Annotated in this window: 18 protein-coding genes and 2 pseudogenes; 12 read left to right on the top strand and 8 right to left on the bottom strand. The window is 52.1% G+C overall.

The window, feature by feature from the left end; translation table 11 throughout:
* Nucleotides 1-33: 33 nt before the first annotated feature.
* The 5 genes from NAL19_RS01955 to NAL19_RS01935 form a co-directional block, all read right to left on the bottom strand.
* Nucleotides 34-1,686 carry a ShlB/FhaC/HecB family hemolysin secretion/activation protein gene (locus tag NAL19_RS01955; RefSeq protein WP_263058607.1) on the bottom strand — a complete coding sequence of 551 codons (1,653 nt, stop codon included), beginning with the start codon at nt 1,684-1,686 and terminating at the stop codon, nt 34-36.
* Between the two features lie 379 nt (nt 1,687-2,065).
* Nucleotides 2,066-3,685 (bottom strand): methyl-accepting chemotaxis protein, encoded by a 1,620-nt coding sequence (locus tag NAL19_RS01950; protein WP_263058606.1) that lies wholly within the window; start codon nt 3,683-3,685, stop codon nt 2,066-2,068.
* 201 nt (nt 3,686-3,886) lie between these two features.
* On the bottom strand, nt 3,887-4,966 hold the full coding sequence (locus NAL19_RS01945; protein ID WP_263058605.1) for an alpha/beta fold hydrolase: 1,080 nt from the start codon (nt 4,964-4,966) through the stop codon (nt 3,887-3,889).
* Nucleotides 4,967-5,308: 342 nt separating this feature from the next.
* A complete protein-coding gene (locus tag NAL19_RS01940; RefSeq protein WP_263058604.1) occupies nt 5,309-6,346 on the bottom strand; it encodes a M48 family metallopeptidase in 1,038 nt (345 codons plus the stop codon).
* 16 nt (nt 6,347-6,362) lie between these two features.
* Nucleotides 6,363-7,544, bottom strand: a complete 1,182-nt coding sequence (locus NAL19_RS01935; RefSeq protein WP_263058603.1) for a YjgN family protein — start codon at nt 7,542-7,544, stop codon at nt 6,363-6,365.
* A gap of 421 nt (nt 7,545-7,965) precedes the next feature.
* Here NAL19_RS01935 and NAL19_RS01930 point away from each other — a divergent pair, with 421 nt between their 5' ends.
* Entirely contained in the window at nt 7,966-8,469 is a 504-nt protein-coding gene (locus tag NAL19_RS01930; protein ID WP_263058602.1) for a GNAT family N-acetyltransferase, read from the top strand.
* Nucleotides 8,470-8,577: 108 nt separating this feature from the next.
* Here NAL19_RS01930 and rraB read toward each other — a convergent pair whose 3' ends face one another.
* Entirely contained in the window at nt 8,578-9,003 is a 426-nt protein-coding gene (rraB, locus tag NAL19_RS01925) for a ribonuclease E inhibitor RraB (RefSeq protein ID WP_263058601.1), read from the bottom strand.
* An 85-nt stretch (nt 9,004-9,088) separates the two neighbouring features.
* On the opposite strand from rraB, the gene argL reads away from it, so the two are divergent.
* Nucleotides 9,089-9,181: a putative translational regulatory protein ArgL gene (argL, locus tag NAL19_RS21750; protein WP_411561413.1), complete on the top strand. Its 93-nt coding sequence runs from the start codon at nt 9,089-9,091 to the stop codon at nt 9,179-9,181.
* The gene (gene argF / locus NAL19_RS01920) at nt 9,165-10,172 is read left to right on the top strand and encodes an ornithine carbamoyltransferase (RefSeq protein WP_263058600.1); all 1,008 of its coding nucleotides are present in this window, start codon (nt 9,165-9,167) and stop codon (nt 10,170-10,172) included. Before argL ends, argF begins: the two co-directional genes overlap by 17 nt.
* Nucleotides 10,173-10,248: 76 nt before the next feature.
* Here argF and NAL19_RS01915 read toward each other — a convergent pair.
* Nucleotides 10,249-11,293, bottom strand: a pseudogene (locus tag NAL19_RS01915) (helix-turn-helix domain-containing protein).
* Nucleotides 11,294-11,410: 117 nt separating this feature from the next.
* Between NAL19_RS01915 and NAL19_RS01910 the strand changes: the two are divergent.
* A pseudogene (locus tag NAL19_RS01910) lies at nt 11,411-12,876 on the top strand (MFS transporter).
* Between the two features lie 187 nt (nt 12,877-13,063).
* On the opposite strand, the gene NAL19_RS01905 reads toward NAL19_RS01910, so the two are convergent.
* Nucleotides 13,064-13,531: a YhcH/YjgK/YiaL family protein gene (locus NAL19_RS01905; protein WP_225086651.1), complete on the bottom strand. Its 468-nt coding sequence runs from the start codon at nt 13,529-13,531 to the stop codon at nt 13,064-13,066.
* Nucleotides 13,532-14,179: 648 nt separating this feature from the next.
* Here NAL19_RS01905 and NAL19_RS01900 point away from each other — a divergent pair.
* From NAL19_RS01900 to NAL19_RS01865, 8 genes are all read left to right on the top strand, one after another.
* On the top strand, nt 14,180-15,202 hold the full coding sequence (locus NAL19_RS01900; RefSeq protein WP_263058599.1) for an IS110 family transposase: 1,023 nt from the start codon (nt 14,180-14,182) through the stop codon (nt 15,200-15,202).
* Nucleotides 15,203-15,483: 281 nt separating this feature from the next.
* Complete coding sequence (pyrB, locus tag NAL19_RS01895) at nt 15,484-16,419, top strand: aspartate carbamoyltransferase (RefSeq protein ID WP_263058598.1); 936 nt, start codon at nt 15,484-15,486, stop codon at nt 16,417-16,419.
* 15 nt (nt 16,420-16,434) lie between these two features.
* Nucleotides 16,435-16,899 carry an aspartate carbamoyltransferase regulatory subunit gene (gene pyrI / locus NAL19_RS01890; protein ID WP_225086649.1) on the top strand — a complete coding sequence of 155 codons (465 nt, stop codon included), beginning with the start codon at nt 16,435-16,437 and terminating at the stop codon, nt 16,897-16,899.
* Between the two features lie 220 nt (nt 16,900-17,119).
* Nucleotides 17,120-17,506 (top strand): 2-iminobutanoate/2-iminopropanoate deaminase, encoded by a 387-nt coding sequence (gene ridA / locus NAL19_RS01885; protein ID WP_224556680.1) that lies wholly within the window; start codon nt 17,120-17,122, stop codon nt 17,504-17,506.
* 221 nt (nt 17,507-17,727) lie between these two features.
* Nucleotides 17,728-19,167 (top strand): circularly permuted type 2 ATP-grasp protein, encoded by a 1,440-nt coding sequence (locus tag NAL19_RS01880; RefSeq protein ID WP_225086648.1) that lies wholly within the window; start codon nt 17,728-17,730, stop codon nt 19,165-19,167.
* The gene (locus NAL19_RS01875) at nt 19,161-20,090 is read left to right on the top strand and encodes an alpha-E domain-containing protein (protein WP_225086647.1); all 930 of its coding nucleotides are present in this window, start codon (nt 19,161-19,163) and stop codon (nt 20,088-20,090) included. Before NAL19_RS01880 ends, NAL19_RS01875 begins: the two co-directional genes overlap by 7 nt.
* A complete protein-coding gene (locus NAL19_RS01870) occupies nt 20,087-20,908 on the top strand; it encodes a transglutaminase domain-containing protein (protein ID WP_225086646.1) in 822 nt (273 codons plus the stop codon). Before NAL19_RS01875 ends, NAL19_RS01870 begins: the two co-directional genes overlap by 4 nt.
* Nucleotides 20,909-20,931: 23 nt before the next feature.
* On the top strand, nt 20,932-21,669 hold the full coding sequence (locus NAL19_RS01865; RefSeq protein WP_225086645.1) for a proteasome-type protease: 738 nt from the start codon (nt 20,932-20,934) through the stop codon (nt 21,667-21,669).
* Nucleotides 21,670-21,784 lie beyond the last annotated feature (115 nt).

Here is a 21,784-nt window from a genome sequence, read left to right as displayed (position 1 = left end):
CAGGGGTGACGATCAGGGCATCCAACGGACGCGTCAGTACTGCCAATTCAGGCTAAAGCCGAATACTGCCGGGCTGGTTTCAAAGCCATCAGGCTTGGAAAGCGGAATGCCAGCAAACAAGTCATAGCCCGTATTCAGTACGTTGCCACGTACTCCAATTACGCCACCTGCCAGATGGTTACCAATTAGCGTGTCTTTACTGTTGTTACTGATCTCACCGTAATCTACGCCCAGATACAGTTCCTGATTCTGGAGCGGCGTGCGCCAGGCCAGCTCATTGCGCACCAGCCAGCCATCATCGGCGCTGAGCGTGAGCTCACCGTCAAAGCCGCGTACCGTCCAGCGGTTACCGATGGAGAACTGATCCTGTGCTGTCAGACGAGTGTTAGCGAGCTGGCGGCGGTATTGCACGTTGTAGCGGAACGCTTCATCAAACACCGCAAATGGCACATCCAGCTCGGAGGAAAACTGCATGATTTTTGACAGCCCGGTTCCTTCATCATTAGCTTCTTCAGGAATGGGCTGCGCACCGAACCAGCGGGTGCCACGCTGATAGCTGACGGCGGCATCCAACGTGGCCTGAGAAATATAGTGACGGTGCTGTAAGCCCAGACGCCATCCCGCCGTTTTCCGACGTTGCACCTCAATTTCAGTATCATTAATGAAGTTACGTGATTCGCGCGTCATGACTTCATAGCTGACCGACGTTTTCTGACTGCCGCTGCGGTGCAATACCCGGCTAAGCTGAAAGTTGAGGCTCTCGCTTTCACCACTGTAGGTATAGTTTTCGTTTAATCCCGCGATCGTCTGGTGATAGTCGTAACCGCTGGCGGTCATGCCAGCCTGCCAGTAACCAAATGGCACCGAATAATGTGCGACGTAGCTCTTGCTGCCTTTGCTACCACGCCCTTGTAGATCGTGTCCGCCGTAGAGATAAAATGTGTCACTCAGTGAGAATGGGTTATCGAGGAAAAGCGTCAGGCCCCCTTGATAGCGCCCTGTGCTTTTGGTGCCGGAATCATCCACTGATGCTCCGAGACGCCAGTGCTTCGCTTGTTTATAACTCACGACGATGTCGCTTTCTCCTGGCTTCTCTCCCGGTACCAGTTGCATATCAGCCTGTGCTGTCGGCACGCGCTGCAAATTCTCCAGCCCCTGCTCAATATCACGTAAATCGAGCAGTTTGCCCTCACGTACAGGTAATGCGCTATAAAGTTGAATATAGCGATCGCTGTCTGGCGACAGCGTAATGTTGCCGACTTTGCCCGCCATCACCACCAGCTTCAACGTACCGCTTTTCAGATCTTGTGAGGGTGCTAATACACGGGCAGTCACATAACCGTGGTTAACCAGACGATTTTGCAACGCACTCATCAACAGATTAATGCCTTTCCCACCCACACACTGGTTTACCGCCTGATCGGCCAGACGCTGCAACGGTAGCCAACTGGGGAAATCTTCTGTCCCCTGTAACTCAACCTTTTTAATAGGGAAACAGGGCGTCATTTCCACGGGAAAATGTAACTTTGTCAGGAACGCGCCAGGTTCTTGCAGACGCACATCTGGCACCTGAGGCGCTAACTGTCGTTCTTGCGCCCGCTGCCGTTCCTGCTGGTTAATTTGTTGCTGATTGATTTGCCGCTGTTCCAGTTGTTGAAGCTCGGCTGGCGTCGCGGCATTCGCCATGACTGCAAAGAAAGGTAAAGGCAACGTGAAGAGTAGAGCACGAAATAATGCCGTATCTTTTAATGAGTGTTTTTTTATTTCATTGATTTTAAATGATAAAAAAACAGAACAAACATTCCTTGTCATGATGGACAAACCTGAATATGCAAATAATTAGTTACATTTTCATATCAGATAAAAAGATTAGGAATGGGAACAGTCTTATTCGACCTTAGCGCAAATTCGCAGAGAAGCATGAAAATTAACGGATGAGTGAAGCGTGCGAATGAGCTTCAGCAGCAGGCTGTAAATCGTGTTGGTGTGCGGTTTTTATGGATTTACCGTCTGTTTTCACTCCCGAAATAGGGTAGTGAAAACAGACTCTTATATCAGTTAGCGATTAGCGGGCATCGGCCAGTGCAATGTTATGACGCAGACACGGCAACACATTATCCATCTCCATGTTTTCTCTTGCGATCTGGAAACGGGAAACGGACTGTTGCAGATTAACCACTTGCTCCTGAAGCGCATTCGCCGAGGTTGCCACTTCTGATACCAATGATGCGTTCTGCTGCGTCACCCCATCCATCTGATTGATGGCGATATTGATCTGCGAAATGCCGCGGCTCTGCTCGCTGGAGGCCAACGTGATCTCATCCATAATATCGACCACTTTTTTCACATCCATCAGCACTTCGTCCATGGTGTTGCCGGCCACTTCAACCAGACCCGCCCCCTTTTCAATACGGCTGAGAGAATCATCAATCATGGTGCCGATCTCTTTCGCTGCCGTCGCGCTGCGTGCCGCCAGCATCCGTACTTCAGACGCTACCACCGCAAAGCCTTTACCGTATTGACCCGCACGCGCCGATTCCACCGCGGCATTCAGCGCCAGCAGGTTAGTCTGGAAGGCGATACCATCAATCACGCCAACAATATCGGAGATCTTGGCAGAGCTCTGCTTGATGGAACGCATGGTATCCACCACTTCAGAGACGACATTCCCGCCGCGAGACGCAGAATTAGAGGCTTTCAGCGCCAGATCGTTGGCTTTACGCGTGTTGTCTTCATTGTTTTTCACCGTTGACATGATCTGCTCCATACTTGAAGCCGTTTCATCCAGTGAGGCCGCCTGTTGCTCGGTACGGCTGGAGAGATCGATGTTGCCGGAGGCGATTTCCTCAACCCCGACACTGATCGCATCGGTACCGTTACGCACCACACGTACCATGTTTTCCAGCCCATCACGCATACGTTGCACCGCGGCAAACAGATGTGCGATCTCATTTTTTCCGCTGCTATCAATCTCCGCACGCAGGTCGCCTTCAGCAATGCGATCAAAGACGGAAATAGCCTGATTCAGCGGTTTCACGATCATATTGGTCATGACAGACCAGGCCAGTACCGCCAGCAGCAATGCACACGCGATCGCCGCATACAGGATGCCTTCCATCAGATTCACACGCCCATTTGAATCCGCATAGGCTTCATCAATACTCTTTAGCTTAAAGGCCACCAGCGCTTTAGAAGATTTATCAAACGCGGCATACAGCACCGTTGATTTCCCGGCACGCTGGCGATATTCATCCAGATTTCCCGCGTTAAGCGCCGCAAATGCCGGATCGATAAAGTCCTGCATCAGCGTATTGCGTTTCTCAGCCATATCCGCAGAAATCACTTTCTCTTCTTCGGACTGCGGATATTTCAGGTATTCCTGCCATTTTTCGCTAGCGCCATCGACTTTGGTTCTGGCACGTCCCAGCGCTACTTTAGCCGCCTCAACATCCCCTTTCCCCATTAATGATTCGTACAGACGTAAATCCAATCGGCCACGCAACAGCAGTTCAGAGCTGTCATTCAGCGCGACCAGCCCTGGTAGCACTTCCATATCGACACGAGCAAATGATTTGTTTCCTGACTGAACGGCAACCAGCCCCAGAACGCCGACAAAAAGCAGTAACGCCGCTAACGAAAACACCATCATGCTGAGTGCAGTACGGATCTTTATCTTACGAAACATAAATTGTCCCTGTGGTCTGAAATAAGAGAGGGTGAGCGCCAGCTCTACAGCGGAGCCGTTCAGTTATTTACGTAATGGTCGTTATATTTCCAGACGTGTTAAATCCACGAGCTGAAATAAATACGTTATAAAACCGTAATAAAGAAACGTATAAAGAAGACGATGACCGACAGAAGTCAATTTTCTGTCGGTCATTAAGATTTATTTTTTATTATTTTTTTGAGACGGATTCTTTTCTAAGAAACGTTGCAATTCATCTTTATAAAACTTCGCTGACATCATTGTGCCATGCCCACTGGTATCTTTACTGGCGGGAATAAGGAACAATGTCGCCTGCTTAATTTTCTTCAGCTCATTCTCCAGGATGCCTGTTTCAACAGGATTACGCTCGTCATCCGCAGAGTTAATCACCAAAACAGGCGCCTTAATTTTATTTAGTTCCGGTGCCGCATTATAATTTGCAGACGAACCCCAGATATAAATAAAGTCATTCGCATCGCTATTCGAAGGGGCAGCAAGGCGATCTTCAACCAGTTTATCCGCCTGTGCACGCGTTGGTGCCTTGCTCTGATATGCCAGCGTGCCGCCGGTGGTGGCGATACTAAACATAATGCTGGCCGTTTTCAGCGTTGGCGGCTGTTGTGTGTAATCACCATTATTCCAGGCCGGATCGTTCTTGATGGATTCAATCAGAATACGACGCATCATCCAGTTACGACCAGACAGTTCATTTGGCAGCGACGCCATTGGCACCAGCGCATCCATCATGTCCGGGTATTTTTCACCCCAGAGCCAGGTTTGCATGCCCCCCATGGAATATCCCATCACCAGCCGTAGGTGGTTAATACCTAAGCCTTCTTTGACCAAGCGATACTGTGCCTGCACCATGTCGTTATAGTCGTACTGCGGGAATTTCATCCGCAGACCGTCTGACGGTTTGGACGACTTTCCAGAACCAATGCTCTCCGGCATGATAATAAAATATTTGCTGCTATCCAGCGCCTGACCCGGCCCGAACAGCTCTCCGCCAAAGCCATTGGCGAGCAGCGCTTTAATCGGTTGGTTCGTTCCATGTAGCAATAAGACTGCGGGCTTGGTTTTATCACCGATCGTGTAATAGTGAATACGCAGATCTTTTAATTTTTCGCCACTGTTGAAGGTAAATTCCGGCGCAATCCAGTCGCCTTCTTTGGGCTCTGGGAAATTGGCCTGTGCATGCGTTAATGGTGACAGCATTAACAGAAATGCGCCCACCACCCCTGATAGTATTCGATTAATCATAAATAACTCTTCGGTAATCATGAAGTCGCGAAGCAGCGATTCTAATGTCTATTAGGAAAAATCCCAATAAACATAAGCGGACTAATAATAAAAAGAGATTATTCTCTGAATTTTTTATTTATTACGAAAGATTCTACATGAAGTTTTTAATAGGATGATATTTAACGCATTCCTGCCTAAGCGTTTTACCATGCTTTCAGACTGAAACAGATGCGCATAAAAACAGGGCATCGCGTATTGCTTGCTCGGATTGATCACAAGGAAAGGATCGTGCACGGTGGCACCGCACACGATTGACATAAGGCTGGAGTCCGTTCAGGGTTGAGAGTCGAAAACGGCGACTTAGTGCTTATTCATCTCTCTTTCAATCGTTTTCAGCCGCTCATCCATATCAGGATGCGTGCTTAACCAGTCAGGCAAATCCAGCGATTCCACTTCATCATGACTGCGATCGTTAGCGACCAGAGCCTGATACATCGCCTGCATCGACTGTAGCGAACGCCCTTGCTGCTGCATTTCTGCGATTGCCCACGCATCCGCTTCCCGTTCCATATCACGGGAGAATTGCATCTCGTTGATGAAAGCGGCCGACTGCAACAAGGTATCCCCCACACCACTGACATCTCCCGTCATCCACATGAACGTCAGCGATACCAACGATGACCGCACGACCATACGCATTGGGTGGCGGTAGGCGTGATGCCCCATCTCATGCAACATCACCGCGGCCAGCTCGTTGTCATTTTTTGCCAGCCTCACCAGATCGTCACTGAGAATCAGTGTGCCATCCGCCAGCATAAAGGCATTCGGCCCGATCGGCGCAGACATGATCTCCAGACGCAGCGGCGTTTTATCTTCCCGCATATCAGGCGGCATAACCTGCTGAAACAGCATTTGCATCGCTTGCTGGCACTCAATAGGCAGCTTGGAAGGCGCAAAATCACTGTGCCGTAACAGTTTCAGCGTATTTTGCCCCAACTGCTGTTCGATAGCAGTTGGAATGCGTAGCGCCAGCGCGGCGCTCGCCCACGGCAACACCACGTAAACATAGTTTATCACCATCAATATCGAGGCGAATAACGTGAGAATGACGCCACGTTTATGGCGTTCCAGTCGGTGAACCAACCCTGGGCGACGGCGCGCGGAATACCATGCGCGAAATGCAGGATCGTCGGCAGGCACAAAGCGGCCGCCGTCAGGAAACGTGAGTGTCAGAGGGATGGAGCCCAGCGCATCGGAAACCGTGACCTGTTCCAGCGCAAATGTCGTGCTCGATGATCCGGTGTTCAACACCATCATCGAACCGTTGTCCATTAAATGAAGAGAAGCGGCCACGCGGGCCGCCAATCCGGGGTATTGATAATGCCCCTCAATATTCATATTCCTGCCTTATAACTTACAGGCCAACACCCAAATCAAGCGCTTGCACGGCTTCTTCAGCCAGTGCGCTGTTTGCTGTGTCCTGATGTGCCTGAACGTGCAGCAATTCGAGATCGCCTTCCACCGCCGTCGCATTGGCGATATAGCGTGCATGACGAATCTCTGCCACCGGTGCTGCCCAGCCCAAAGAGAAAATAGTGATCAGGCTATTTGTTATCAGCAGACCCATGTAAGACAGCGTTTGCATGGAAGAGTGCAGTTTCACACCGCCATTCAGCGACGTCTGGCTAAACAGATAATTACGCTGTGCGACCACCAGATAGCTGCTAGAAACCAGCACGCCCAGCAGCGCCACGACGAACATCATGACCATATTGAAGACGTTGCTCAGCAGCATCATCAATACGAGATCTTCATTTCCGCCGCCCATCATAATCGTTTGGAACAGCGTGAAAAAGAAGGAGCTCATGAATGACAGCGATGCGATCAGGAAAGGAACAAAAATCAGCAGGCTAATCAGGGCGAATTTAATAAACGCCGCTTTCGTCAACTCCGCTTTAAACGCGGTTTTGCCGAAGAACAGGTTATTAACATAGAAATCAAGCTGCATCATTTTCATGATGCCATTCACCGCAGCAAACCCCGGAATAGCCACTGCCAGCACAATGAATCCAATCAGAATCGGGCTATCGCTCTGCGAGCCAATCAGCAGTGCTACAGCCAACACGGCATAAAAAGCCAGCAGCAGCAGAATCGGACAAAGCAGCAACACCCAATACGCGCGGCCAGTCTGGCAGTGATAGTTAAAACGGATACCGCGGTAGCTGGACATAATGGCGTCATAACGCCAATTGCGAATCACAATAACTGGAATCAGTGCCGCAAATGCCAGCGCGATAATACTACCCAGCGCGGGTGACATCATCATCACAATATAAAACAGAATAATACCGGCGATAACCAGCAAACGTCCTTTGAGAATCTGAATGGGTTGCGCGTGGTAATCAAAACGGTCACCGTTAATTTCCGTGTTACCGTAAAAATAACGACGGCGGCGTACGGTAGCCCAGGCAGAATAAATACCCAGAGTGATGGCCGTTAATAACGCATTCACCAACCAAATTGCAAAATATTCCCCAGCCTTACCATGAAATTTCACGCGATGCTGCGTGTTATTTTCTGAAGTATTGATAGTCATAGACCTTTCATCCTAAAAGAAATAAGCCTAATAAAGCGCTTAAAAGCGTTACTGGCATACAAAAAAGCGGCTTATTTAAGCACGTCTTGTTAACGACAACAATAAAAGTTAACAGTAATTAAACAACCGAATAGTCTTATAAACCCTAAGAAAATAGTGCGGCTAAATATTTATATCCTGAGATATTACAGGAAATTTTACTTATATCTTAGATAATTCGAGTTCTCGGATGTCATGGTATGGCTTTAACAGTAGAAAATACTGGTATGTTAGTATGGATAGGGTATCAACATCGCCATAGATACCACTCGAAGAACAGCAGGAAGAACGGGTATAGACGTTGCATCAATGTGGCCTGAAATGGTATTACAATCGATCAGGAACATTCCCCTCGTAAACCGTAAGAGCAAGAGTACGTATTATGACAACCGCGACCTCCGCCAATCTTCAGGTACGCCCCATCACCGCGCGAGACGATGCCGCTATCGCTCATGTCATTCGTCAGGTTTCCGCCGAATTTGGTTTGACGGCCGATAAAGGCTACACCGTTTCCGATCCTAATCTAGACGCGTTGTTTGCCTTATATAGTCAGCCGCAAAGTGCCTACTGGGTGATTGAATACGAAGGCCGCGTGGTTGGCGGCGGCGGCATTGCGCCATTGGTCGCGGGTGAAGACGATGTGTGTGAATTGCAGAAAATGTATTTCCTGCCCGTCGCGCGCGGCAAAGGATTGGCGCGTCAGTTAGCGATACAGGCGCTTGATTTTGCACGTCAGCACGGCTTTCGCCGCTGCTATCTGGAAACAACCGGCCACCTAACCAGCGCGATCCGGCTGTATGAATCGCTGGGTTTCGAGTCGATTCCACATGCAATGGGCAACACGGGCCACACCGATTGTGAAGTGACGATGCTGAAGGTGCTGTAAAAAGCTGAAAGTACGGTAATACGGCGCTGTGATGCCGAATAAAAAACGCCGCAGGGTGTTCCTGCGGCATTCAGTGAGGCCTGTTCTTCGAGATTAATGACTTAATAATTAATGACGTTTGCCGTCATCGTCTTCGTCATAAAAATCTTCATCATCCCCGTCTTCTTCGCCTTCACCATCGGGATCTTCGAAGTAGGTGCCCCAACCGTCGTAATTTACGCCGTGGCGTTCCGCCAGTGCCAGCAGTTGTTCTACCTGTGCGTCGATCAGTTCCGCATTTAGCGCAACTTCGCTGATGGCATCACAGCACATCAGCAACACACCATCTTCAACTTCCAACTCTTCCGCATCCGTCACTTCGTAGCCCAGTTTGAAGGCTTCTACAGCGACTTTTTCCAACACTTCAAACTTCTCAGCAGAGAAATGGTGTTCAATGGTATAGAGCGCGTCAGGATCGCTGCCGTCATCCAGCAGCTCTTCGATGATCAGGCGTGTCTCTTCCCGTTGCTCTTCCAGTAATTCGCGGCTTGCCATGCCTCAGTCCTCATTAATCGACGTAATAGTGCTTATTGTCCCACAGCCCTGCGGCTTGCTCCACCACAAAGTTTGATATCACCACTTGAATTTGAATAATTACACATATAAAGTGAATTTTAATTCAACCGATGGTGTTGAGCCACATGGAGATGTACATCATGCAACCGTTCTATAAGCGTCATTTTTTAAGGTTAATGGATTTTACACCCGCAGATATTGCCAATCTTTTAGCCCTGTCAACGAAACTGAAAGCCGATAAAAAAAACGGGACAGAAGTCCGCCGCCTGCAAGGTAAAAACATCGCACTCATCTTCGAAAAAGATTCGACTCGTACTCGCTGCTCTTTCGAAGTTGCTGCATACGATCAGGGCGCGCAAGTGACCTATCTCGGCCCAAGCGGTAGCCAAATCGGCCATAAAGAATCCATCAAGGATACGGCTCGCGTACTGGGAAGAATGTACGACGGCATTCAATATCGCGGCTACGGTCAACAGATTGTCGAAACGCTGGCGCAATACGCTGGCGTGCCGGTCTGGAACGGCCTGACGAACGAATTCCACCCTACGCAGCTACTAGCGGATCTGCTGACGATGCAGGAGCATTTGCCGGGTAAACCGCTGTCAGAGATGACGCTCGTTTACGTGGGCGATGCGCGCAACAATATGGGCAACACCATGCTGGAAGCGGCGGCGCTGACGGGGCTGGATTTACGCCTTGTCGCGCCAAAAGCCTGCTGGCCGGATGCCGGCCTGGTAGCGGAGTGTCAGGCTGCGGCAGAACAAACCGGCGGCAGCATCACGCTGACGGAAGATATCGCCGCTGGCGTCGCGGGCGCAGATTTCATTTATACCGATGTCTGGGTGTCCATGGGGGAACCGAAAGAAACCTGGCAGGAGCGTATCGCACTGCTGAAACCCTATCAGGTAAACATGGTGATGATCGCCGCGACGGGTAATCCGCAGGTGAAGTTCCTGCACTGCCTGCCCGCTTTCCACGACGATCAGACGACGATGGGCCAACAAATGGCGGAACAGTATGGTCTGCACGGTGGAATGGAAGTCACGGATGAGGTCTTTGAATCCGCGCACAGCATCGTGTTCGATCAGGCGGAAAACCGCATGCACACCATCAAAGCGGTGATGGTCGCCACGCTGGTGCAGGATTAACGCACACGGCCAATCCTTCGTGCCTTTACTCCACTCCTCGGAGCCTGTCCGGGGAGTGCTTTTCCTTTCCCTGACGTTAATCGCTCTTAGTATGCTCATCCCCGGTGGGTAGCGTGCTGTTCATTCGGTCTCTAAACGCTTTTCGCCAGCGCGTCGGCGTCGTGTTAAGCCGTTGTCGAAAATGATGTCGCAGCGTTTCGGGCGAGCCGAAACCCGCTTGTTCTGCCACACGATCGATGCTCAGCCTGTCGTTTTCCAACAGCGCACAGGCCTTCTCCAATCGCACACTCAGCATCCATTCGCCCGGCGTTGTGCCCGTAGCATCGTGGAAACGGCGCAAGAACGTGCGGCGACTCATACCGACCTGCGCAGCGAGTTTCTCAATCACCAATGGCATTTTCAGATGACTGCGCAAATCGTCGAGCAGCGGCGCGAGCGTTTTCGCCCGACGTAACGGGACAGGCTGTTGGAGAAGCTGCGCCTGATTGCCTTCACGCAGTGGCGGTGTGACCATACGGCGTGCAGTACGATTGGCGACATCGATTCCGTAATCACGTCGGATCAGATGCAGACACAAATCAACACCCGCAGCGCCCCCCGCAGAGGTAATCACGCTACCTTCATCGACGTAAATCATGCCGTGCTCGACCTGCACGTTAGGAAACCTTTGCGCCAGAATATCCGTGCTGTTCCAATGCGCGGTAGCACGTTTACCATCCAATAAACCCGCAGCGCCGAGCACAAAGCTCCCTGCGCAAATGGACACAATACGCGAACCGTTGCGATGCGCCTTTTGCAGCGCCGCAATGAGCCGTTCTGATGCCGTATCGTGAACGCTACGCCAGCCAAGGAATGACGATAGTCCCCGCTCCGTCAAGCAATTCCAGCCCGCCATCAACCACGAGCCGAACACCACCTTGTGCACCAAAAGGCCCCTCTTCCACTGATGCCACACACAGGTCATACAGCGGTTCACCCAATACCTCATCGGTGCGTCCGAATGCTTCGACCGCAATTCCAAATTCAAATGTACACAGGCATTCATACGCCAACAGCACCAAGCGCCGGTTTATCGGAGCAGGAGGACGGTCAGGAGGCAAATATTGGGGGGTTATGTTCATAACAGAATTACCGCTGGTTTTGGCACGATATTGACGATACATGGCATCAGAGTGGATTTCCACCATGACCTCAATCTTCCATGCTAGCCACCTCTTAACGTTTTGCAGGAATTGAGTATGAAGAACATGTTGGCACTGATGGCGGTCTGTCTGGCTGCACTGATGTCAGGGCTGGAGATTTCCAGCGTGCCGGTCATTTTACCCATGCTGGAAAAAGAGATGCACGCCAGTTTCAGGGAATTGCAGTGGATCATGAATGCCTACACGCTGGCCTGCACGACGGTACTGATGGCGACCGGCACGCTGGCGGATCGATACGGTCGTAAACGTGTCTTTATCATCAGCATCATCGCGTTCGGGCTAACCTCGGTCATGTGTGGGCTAGCGGAAAGCCCGCAGTGGCTGATCGTCGGGCGCTCTCTTCAGGGATTGAGCGGTGGGGCAATGCTGACCTGCCTGATTGCCATTCTCTCGTTCCAGTTTCCACAAGGGGCACCACGTAGTCGTGCTTTTGCGGCCCTTGGGGGATTACGTTTGGATTTGGGCTGGGGTTCGGGCCGATGATCGGCGGTGTATTGGTTGCCTGGCTAAGCTGGCAGTGGGTGTTTCTGGTTCACGGTTTTATCGCCTTACTGACGCTGATTCTGACGTTGAAAAATGTGGTGGAATCTCGTGACAACGCGGTTAAAAAACTCGACCTCAGTGGCATGGTTACGCTGTCGAGCATGGTCATGGGCGCAACCTACCTCATTACACAGGGTAGCAGTTTGGGGTGGGACAGCCTTGCCGCACGTATTATCCTGCTGTTTACGGTACTGAGCGCGGGGCTATTTATCTGGGTGGAGAAACGCCATCCGTATCCCATGTTTGATTTTTCTGTATTCCGCATTCGCCCCTTTTCCGGTGCGCTCATGGGCTCGATGGGGATGAATTTCAGCTTCTGGCCGCTGATGATTTACCTCCCCGTCTATTATCAGAGCGGGCTGGGATACAGCAGCCTCGCGACCGGGCTCGCGTTGCTGGCTTATACCTTACCGACCCTGATAATGCCGCCTCTCGGCGAAAAACTGGTGGTGCGCTTTGGTGCTGCGCGCGTCATTCCGATAGGGCTATTCACCATTGGTACCGGTTTTATGCTGATGACATTCGCCGCCGCACATCATCTGAGCTTACTTCCGGGCGCGCTGCTGGCGGGAGCAGCCCTCGGCCTAATCAATACGCCAGTGACCAACACGACGACGGGTTCCGTCTCGGGCGATCGGGCAGGAATGGCTTCTGGCATTGATATCAGCGCACGGTTGATTACGCTTTCGATAAACATCGCATTGATGGGAAATTTACTGGTTGCGGGAGTAGCCGAGGGCTTGAAGGGGGTCGTGTCAGAGGATATTGATGCACTCGCAGAACGCATTGCCGGAGGTGGGGAAGTCATGACGCTGACCACAGAGGTGGCATCGAGAGCGTTGGCAGAAGGATTCGGCAGTATTCTGTTATACGGTGCGGGAGGCGTTTGGGTGCTGGCGCTCCTGAGCCACTTATTGTTCAATTTCAAATTCGCCGTCAGGGTTAAGCGCGAAGAATAATGTGGCAACGTTAGCCACCGCTACATCCCGCCTTGCACAATAACGAATTGTAAATAAACAATAAAAACTGCGCCCTGATGACTCAAAAGGCGCAGTTTTTAGAGGGACATGCCACAACGATAAACCCTTCGTTGCCATGCATTCAGATCGGTTCAGCCTTGCAGACCCAATCGTCTTCCCGGCGCTTTTACCTCACCAGCGATGCGTCGATTTTCACCACGGCTTTGCGCACGTGCGCGGGTTCACCAACGGCACACAGCGGTTTGTGCACTTCCCCTGGGAAGAAGACGACAAAATCCCCTTCCTGCATCACAAACTGTTTTTCCTGCTCGCCCGCTGGCAGGAAGGCAATGTCTTTATCCGCCAGCCAATCGGTATCCGGCTTGCCCGCAGGCAGATTACTGAACGTCATTCCTTCCACACCGGACAGCACAATCTGAATGTCCAGATATTTGGCATGATACTCAGCGCGGCGTTTTTCCAGCAGATCGGTGCTGTCGTTGGAGATCAGCACAAACACGCTGTTGCCCTCAATATCATGCTTGCCCAGCGGCGTATCTGCCGTAATATTTTGCTTCACGTATTCAATCGCTTCACGCAGTTTGGCAGGCAGATAAGGAACCAGTTCAAGGTGGTGGACATTGCCAGTAATCATAAAAACCTCGTTAATAGAAAAAATGAAACTCTGTTTTATAATCCTTATACTCTCCAAATGTGACGCCCGCCAGCGCGTTAATACGAAAAAGTGAACTGCCCATCACTCTTCCCCATCGACCGTCTTCCACCTGCAAGCGTTATGCATACCACACCCTATCCGCAACCGATTGCTATGCGTAAAAAACCACGTTTTCTGCTTGAAATAGCCTAGTCGGCGCGTATAATTCCCGACAGTTTGCCGGGAGGGGTCATGCACTGTTACACCAAAAAATCCGCTGCTTATGTTGGTTCTCAACCACAACTGCCATCCGGCAGCCAGCCAGCGTTTTCCTTTCCGTTGCTCAATCATTCCATTAAGAAAGCCCCTCAATGAGGGGCTTTTTTTTGTGCCCTATCGTCCACGACGGCGCCCTTTCAGGGCATCGTTTTGTGGCATCAAAACGCGTTCAGGCATTTTTTCGCCGACAGCTCGGGCAGCCAGATACGACATTTCCTGTGTACACGTTAGGAGAATGAGATGAACGCATCCCAACTATTTGACGAGTAGCACAGAGGCTGAAAGACGGGGTGTGGAGCCTCGCAGATTTCCGGCATCATCGTGCCTATAACGGGATACTCATCGTTCCCCTGACTGGAGACTCCACACATGAATAACTATACCCCTGTTGGCGTTGATATCGCAAAACACCTGATTCAGGTTCACTTCATCGACAAACATAGCGGCGAAGTGGTGGATAAACAGCTGCGACGTCAGGATGTTCTGACCTTCTTCAGCAACCGTGAACCCTGCCTGATTGGTATGGAAGCCTGTGGCGGCTCTCAGCACTGGGCCCGGGAGTTGAAGAAACTTGGTCATCAGGTTCGCCTGCTTCAGGCGAAATTCGTCAAAGCCTTCCTGATGGGCAACAAGAACGATGTCATGGACTCCCGCGCCATATGGATGGCGGTCCAGCAACCGGGACGGGGGATTGCCGTAAAGAGCGAAGAGCAGCAGGCCGTTCTGGCACTGCATCGCATGCGCCGCCAGTGGGTGAAGTTCCGCACCGCGCAGACCAATGCCCTGCATGGCTTACTGCTCGAATTTGGTGAAACAGTACGCAAAGGACGTACCGCGCTGGACAAGGCTCTGCCCGTGGCGCTGGAGAGGCTGAAAAACCGCCTGCCGCTGTTCCTCATCGCCCAGATTGAAGAGCAGCACCGTCGCTTGAGTGAGCTGGATGCTCAGATTAACGGCATTGAGCAACAACTGACGGCGCTGGCGAAACAGAACGAGACCTGCCGACGGCTGATGGCTATACCCGGCGTAGGGCCACTGATAGCCACGGCGGCGGTGGCTACGATGGGCGAGGCTCATGCGTTCCGGTCGGGACGGGAGTTCGCGGCCTATGTCGGACTCGTCCCAAAACAGACCGGCACTGGCGGCAAGGTTCGCCTGCCGGGGATAAGCAAACGCGGTGACACCTACCTGCGTACGCTGTTTATCCATGGAGCGAGGGCAGCGAGCCTGTTGGCGAAAGAGCCGGGACCGTGGATAACGGAGTTAAAGAAACGGCGGCCGACCAGTGTGGCGATAGTCGCGATGGCCAACAAACTGGCGCGCACGGTGTGGGCGGTGGCGGCGCACGAACGGGAGTACCGGAAAGATTACGTCAGCATCAGGCCGTATTAACAGCGGATGCTGAAAACCATTAACCCTTAACAAAAGGATGAATGCGGAAAGGTTGCGAGGGCAGCCAGCGTGATGACAACGACAGGTAAGACCGGGACTTGCTAAACCTGAATGGTGTGTCGGGCATAAAGCCCGCCAGGAGAATAAGGAGCAAGTCGGCGAATCTCATCGAGGCCCGCGGCACAGGCTGCAATAAGGCCGGATATAGAGCTGCGACCTATCCGTCAACGTCAACACAACGGAAGCCTTGCAAACGGGATGCGTTCATATAGAAAGACACCATGGTCAATCCGCTCTATCAAAAACATATTATTTCGATTAACGACCTCAGTCGGGAAGATTTGGAACTGACGCTGCGTGTCGCCGCCAGCCTGAAAGCCAAGCCTCAGCCTGAGCTGTTAAAACATAAAGTGATTGCCAGCTGTTTCTTCGAGGCCTCCACCCGGACGCGTTTATCTTTTGAAACCGCGATGCATCGCCTCGGCGCCTCCGTCGTCGGTTTCGCCGACAGCAACAACACGTCGCTGGGGAAAAAGGGCGAAACGCTGGCCGATACCATCTCCGTGATCGGCCAATACGTGGATGCCATCGTGATGCGTCACCCGCAGGAAGGCGCTTCCCGCCTTGCGACCGAGTTCTCCAACGGTATTCCGGTACTGAACGCTGGCGACGGCGCGAACCAGCACCCCACGCAGACGCTGCTCGATTTGTTCACCATTCAGGAAACGCAGGGGCGACTGAACAACATCAATATCGCGATGGTCGGTGATTTGAAATACGGCCGCACCGTGCATTCACTCACGCAGGCGCTGGCGAAGTTTGAAGGCAACCGCTTCTACTTCATCGCCCCGGACGCACTGGCGATGCCGGACTACATTCTGAGTATGCTGAAAGAGAAAAATATTGCTTACAGCCTGCACAACAGCATCGACGACGTCGTCGGCGAGCTGGATATCCTGTACATGACGCGCGTGCAGAAAGAGCGTCTGGATCCGTCCGAGTACATCAACATCAAATCCCAGTTTGTCCTGCGCGCCGCCGACCTGCACAGCGCTCGCTCGAATTTGAAAGTGCTGCACCCGCTGCCGCGCGTCGATGAGATCACCATTGATGTAGATGCCACGCCCTACGCCTATTATTTCCAGCAGGCAGGCAACGGTATTTACGCCCGTCAGGCGCTGCTGGCGCTGGTCCTGAATCGCGAACTGGTTCTGTAAGAGGAAGAAACCATCATGACACACGATAATAAATTACAGGTTGAAGCGATCAAACGTGGCACGGTGATCGACCACATTCCCGCGCAGGTGGGTTTTAAACTGCTAACGCTGTTTAAACTCACCGCGACAGACCAGCGCATCACCATCGGCCTGAACTTGCCGTCCAACCACCTTGGGCGCAAAGATCTGATCAAGATCGAAAACGTCTTCCTGACCGAACAGCAGGCGAATCAGCTGGCGATCTACGCACCACAGGCGACCGTCAATCAGATTGATGACTATGACGTCGTGCGCAAGCTGGTGCCGACGCTGCCAGAGCATATTACTGGCGTGCTCACCTGCCCGAACAGCAATTGCATCAGCCGTAGCGAACCGGTCTCCTCGTCGTTCAGCGTTAAACAGCGTGACGGCGACGTTCACCTGAAGTGTAAGTACTGCGAAAAAGAGTTTGAGCGTCAGGCCGTGCTGCAAGATCGTTAGTTTTCTGCTTTGCCCCGCGATGGACGTTGCCTGCGGCGGGGCTTTTTTGAATAATGGCTGCGTCCGCGTAATGCCGATCATTTAAGGATCGAGATACTGGGGCGACCACGGCGTGAGGCATCCCTACGGGAACCTCATCACCGTGTTTCCCCTAAATCCATGCTTGAGTGGCTGGCATTCTACGTCCGCGTTCCTTTTACGCCCCCATCAAGGAGATACCATGTCACGCATTATCAGCACTGAGCACGCCCCTGCCGCCATCGGCCCCTATGTTCAGGGCGTTGACCTCGGCAGCATGATCATCACGTCCGGCCAGATTCCGGTGAACCCGAAAAGCGGTCTGGTAGCAGATAACATCACCGCGCAGACGCGCCAGTCACTGGAAAACGTACAGGCGATTGTGGAAGCCGCTGGCCTGAAAGTTTCCGATATCGTGAAAACCACGGTATTCGTGAAAGACCTGCACGACTTCACTCTGGTGAATACCGCCTATGAAGCCTTCTTCAACGAGCACGATGCCCCGTTCCCAGCTCGCTCTTGCGTTGAAGTTGCACGTCTGCCAAAAGACGTGAAGATCGAAATCGAAGCGATCGCCGTTCGTCGCTAAGCACCATCATTGATCGTTCTCTTCTCAAGACGCACCATTATGGCTGCGTCTTGCTGATTTTTAGCGTCTTTATTCTCACTCCTCAGTGCAGACTTTCCTTGCTACGCACCAATTAGAGGAAAAAATCGTCTTCCCCTCTGACTACATCACGCTTTTCTCAAAATGGCGCATTTTATGCATTGTCCTATTATCGCTATTAAGCGTGCTGCCTGGGGATGACAATGATAAAAATGCAACTTCCATCTGCGCCTTATTATGACGAGATGCTTTCGTCGCAAGGCCAACAACGTCAACATTACAATTCCTATTGGCAATGGCTTCAGCAAACTGACCAACAGGCCATTAAACAGAAGAAAGAGCAGGCGGAACTGCTGTTTCACCGCGTCGGTATTACCTTTAACGTTTATGGCGAAGAAGGCGGCACCGAGCGCCTCATTCCGTTCGATAGCGTACCACGCATTATTCCCGCTCATGAATGGCAGTTACTCGATCGCGGTATTCGTCAACGAGTACAGGCGCTTAACGCGTTTCTCTACGACATTTATCATCAACAGCACATTCTCAACGCGGGCATTATTCCCCGTGAACAGGTGCTGGCCAACGAGCAATATCAGCCCTGTATGCAGGGAGTAAACCTGCACAACAACATTTATGCCCATATCACCGGGATTGATATGGTGCGCAATAGCGACGGGAATTATTACGTGCTGGAAGACAATTTGCGTACCCCATCCGGCGTCTCTTATATGCTGGAAAATCGCAAAATGATGATGCGTCTCTACCCGGATTTGTTTGCCAGCCAGCACATCGCCCCCGTCGAGCGCTACCCTAGCTACCTGCTGCAAACGCTGCGTGAAAGTACGCAGGTCGACGATCCCACCGTGGTCGTGCTGACACCGGGCCGTTTCAACAGCGCCTACTTTGAACACAGCTTTCTGGCACAGCAAATGGGCGTCGAACTGGTAGAAAGTGCGGATTTGTTCGTCAAAGCGGGTGCCGTCTATATGCGCACCACAGAAGGGCCTTGTCAGGTGGATGTGATTTATCGCCGTGTCGATGATGCCTTCCTTGACCCGTTAGCCTTTCGCGCTGATTCGATGCTCGGTGTACCCGGTCTCTTATCCGTCTATCGTGCAGGGGGCGTGGTGTTAGCGAACGCCGTCGGTACTGGCGTTGCCGACGATAAATCCATTTATCCCTATGTGCCGGAGATGATCCGCTTCTATCTTTCTGAAGAACCGATCCTCAGCAACATTCCCACCTGGCAGTGCCGCGATCCGAAAGATCTCCGCTATGTGCTCGATCATCTGGACAGCATGGTAGTGAAGGAAGTCCACGGTGCAGGCGGCTACGGCATGTTGGTCGGCCCACGCGCGACACGTCAGGAAATCGAAACGTTCCGTCAGCGTTTACTGGCGCACCCGCACAACTATATCGGTCAGGAAACACTGGCGCTCTCTACGTGTCCGACGTTTATCGATGATGGCTTAGCACCTCGTCATATCGATCTTCGCCCCTTTGCCCTCTCCGGCGAGGAAATCCGTCTGATTCCCGGCGGCCTGACACGCGTTGCCCTTACCGAAGGCTCTCTGGTCGTCAACTCCTCACAAGGCGGTGGCACCAAGGACACCTGGGTCATGGAAGGAGACGAATCATGCTAAGCCGCACCGCAAGTGAACTGTATTGGATGGCTCGCTATCTGGAACGAGCGGAAAGCCTCGCCCGCGTGCTGGATGTAACCTACAAACTCTCGATGATGCCGAGCCACAGTCAACAGCAACACGATCTGGCGTTGCCGCTGAATCTGACGATGACGCATGACTTATTCCAGCAGCGTTACGCCCATTTTTCGATGAATAACCTGCTGAATTTCTTCGCGCTGGACAACCAGAACCCGAGCAGTATCTACAACTGTATCGAGATGGCGTGGAACAACGCACACGCGGTGCGTGGCAGCCTCTCTTCCGAGGTGTGGGAGTGCATCAACACCACCCGCATCGACATTCGCAATCTGCGCCATCAGGGCGTGGATACCATCGGGATTGATGCGTTTTTTGACTGGGTAAAAGAGCGCTCCCATCTGTTTCGTGGCGCGATGTTCGGCACCTTGTTACGTAACGATGCGCAGTGCTTTATTCGGATTGGTACGCTGATTGAACGCGCCTATGCAACCGCACAACTGCTGAATGTCAAACAGCAACAGCTTCATAACGACCCCGACCCGGTACGCGAGTATTACCGTCTGGATACCCTGCTGCGAGCGGTGAGCGCACGCGAAGCCTATCACAGCCTCTATCGCCAGCCGATCAACCCGGAAACCGTGACCGAACTGCTCGTCTTGCGTGAGGACATACCACGCTCTCTGCACGCCTGCATCAGCGATCTGGTTCTGCAACTCGAAGCCATCGGCAGCCAGCGCGCCAGAGTACCGCAGCGGCTTGCCCATCTGCTGCACGTCGAGCTGCGCTTCAGCACATTGGACGACATTCTGGCGCAGGATCTCCCCACCTATCTCAGCCACTTTATCGGCAAAATTAACGAGTTGGCTGACAGTATCCGCCACACCTATCTGGAGGCGTTATGAAACTAACCATCAATCACCTTACGCACTATCGCTACGATGAAGAAGTGAAATTCAGCACCCAGTATCTACGCCTGACACCGCAAGATTCAGCGCACCAGAGAATACGGGAATGGAAACTGACATTGCCGGTTCCCGCCGTTCAAACCACCGATGCGTATGGCAATGTGTTGCATGTACTGACGCTCGACCATCCACACCATGACATTACAATTCATGCAGAAGGCATCGTTGATATCATCGACAGCGGCGAAAGCGTAAATCCAAACGAACAGGACACGCTGTCACCGCTGGTTTTTTTACGCATGACGCCGCTCACCGAAGCTGACGACGCTATTCGGGCGTTTGCACAGCGTTATTATCGTCAGGATGCGCCGGAAGAAAGCCTGAATACGCTGATGGCGGAATTACAGTTGAAAATGCCGTATACTCCCGGCGCAACGCAGGTTCAGGATACCGCAGCAGCCGCATTTGCCCTGCAAAAAGGCGTTTGTCAGGATCATACGCATGTTTTTCTGGCCTGCTGCCGCAGCCTGGCTATCCCTGCACGCTATGTCAGCGGCTACGTATACAGTCAGGACACCCAGCATGTTGCCATGCATGCCTGGGCAGAAGTCTGGCTGAACGGGACGTGGCAGGGGTTCGACATTACCAACAGCACCCGTAAACTCCACCAGCATCTGTGGCTAGCCGTGGGGATGGATTATCTGGATGCTTGCCCGGTACGGGGAACGCGACTGGGAGGCGGATGCGAAGAGATGTTTTCAGAAGCTGAAGTACGTTTGTTTGCGCGGCAACAGCAGGTACAGCAGCAACAGTAGAATTTTTAACGAAAAGGTACTTTATGACGTACTGCGTCGCCATGTGTCTGTCTGACGGTCTGGTTTTTGCTTCCGACTCCCGCACCAATGCTGGCGTTGATCACATTGCAACTTTCAAAAAGCTGCATGTTTTTCAACACGACGCAGAACGGGTTTTCGTGATCCAATGCGCGGGGAACCTGGCAACGACGCAAAGTATCATCAGCCTGCTCAGTGCCCGAATCAATGCGCAACACACGCCGAACCTGATGCAGATGGGGTCGATGTATGATGCCGCCATGCTGCTTGGGGAAACCGTGCGGGAAGTCATCCACCGTGATAGCAGCGCACAGCAAAATGGCAGTAACACCAACTTCGGCTGTAACCTGCTGCTGGGCGGGCAAATCGGTGGTGACACACATCGGCTATTTCATATTTATCCCGAAGGTAACTTCATTGAGGCGACGCCGGATACCCCCTACTTCCAAATCGGCGAAAGCAAATACGGTAAACCGATTATCGATCGTGTATTAACCATGGATACACCGCTGGAACAGGCCATGTGCTGTGCGCTGATTTCCATCGATTCTACGCTGCGCAGCAACTTGTCGGTCGGCTTGCCGTTGGACGTCATGATGTACCGCACCGATAGCTTTGACAGCAGCGAACAACAACGCATCACTGAAAACAACGCGTATTTTTCCACTATCCGTAAAGCCTGGTCTGAAGGGTTGCTAAACACGTTCCGCCAGCTTCCCCCTTTCCCTGACAGCAAACCGTAATCCGTCCCCCAATTGGCATTCGGGAGTCAGTATCATGATTGACTCCCGATGTCGAAAGACAGCATGAGTATTTCAGATATTTCTGTCTTTTCCCGCTCGCTGACGATAAAAACGC

The sequence above is a fragment of the Pectobacterium sp. F1-1 genome, from assembly GCF_025643735.1.
Classification (GTDB): Bacteria; Pseudomonadota; Gammaproteobacteria; order Enterobacterales; family Enterobacteriaceae; genus Pectobacterium; species Pectobacterium colocasium.
The sequence above is the reverse complement of the archived record's forward strand: the minus strand, read 5'-3'. Positions and strand labels throughout refer to the sequence as shown.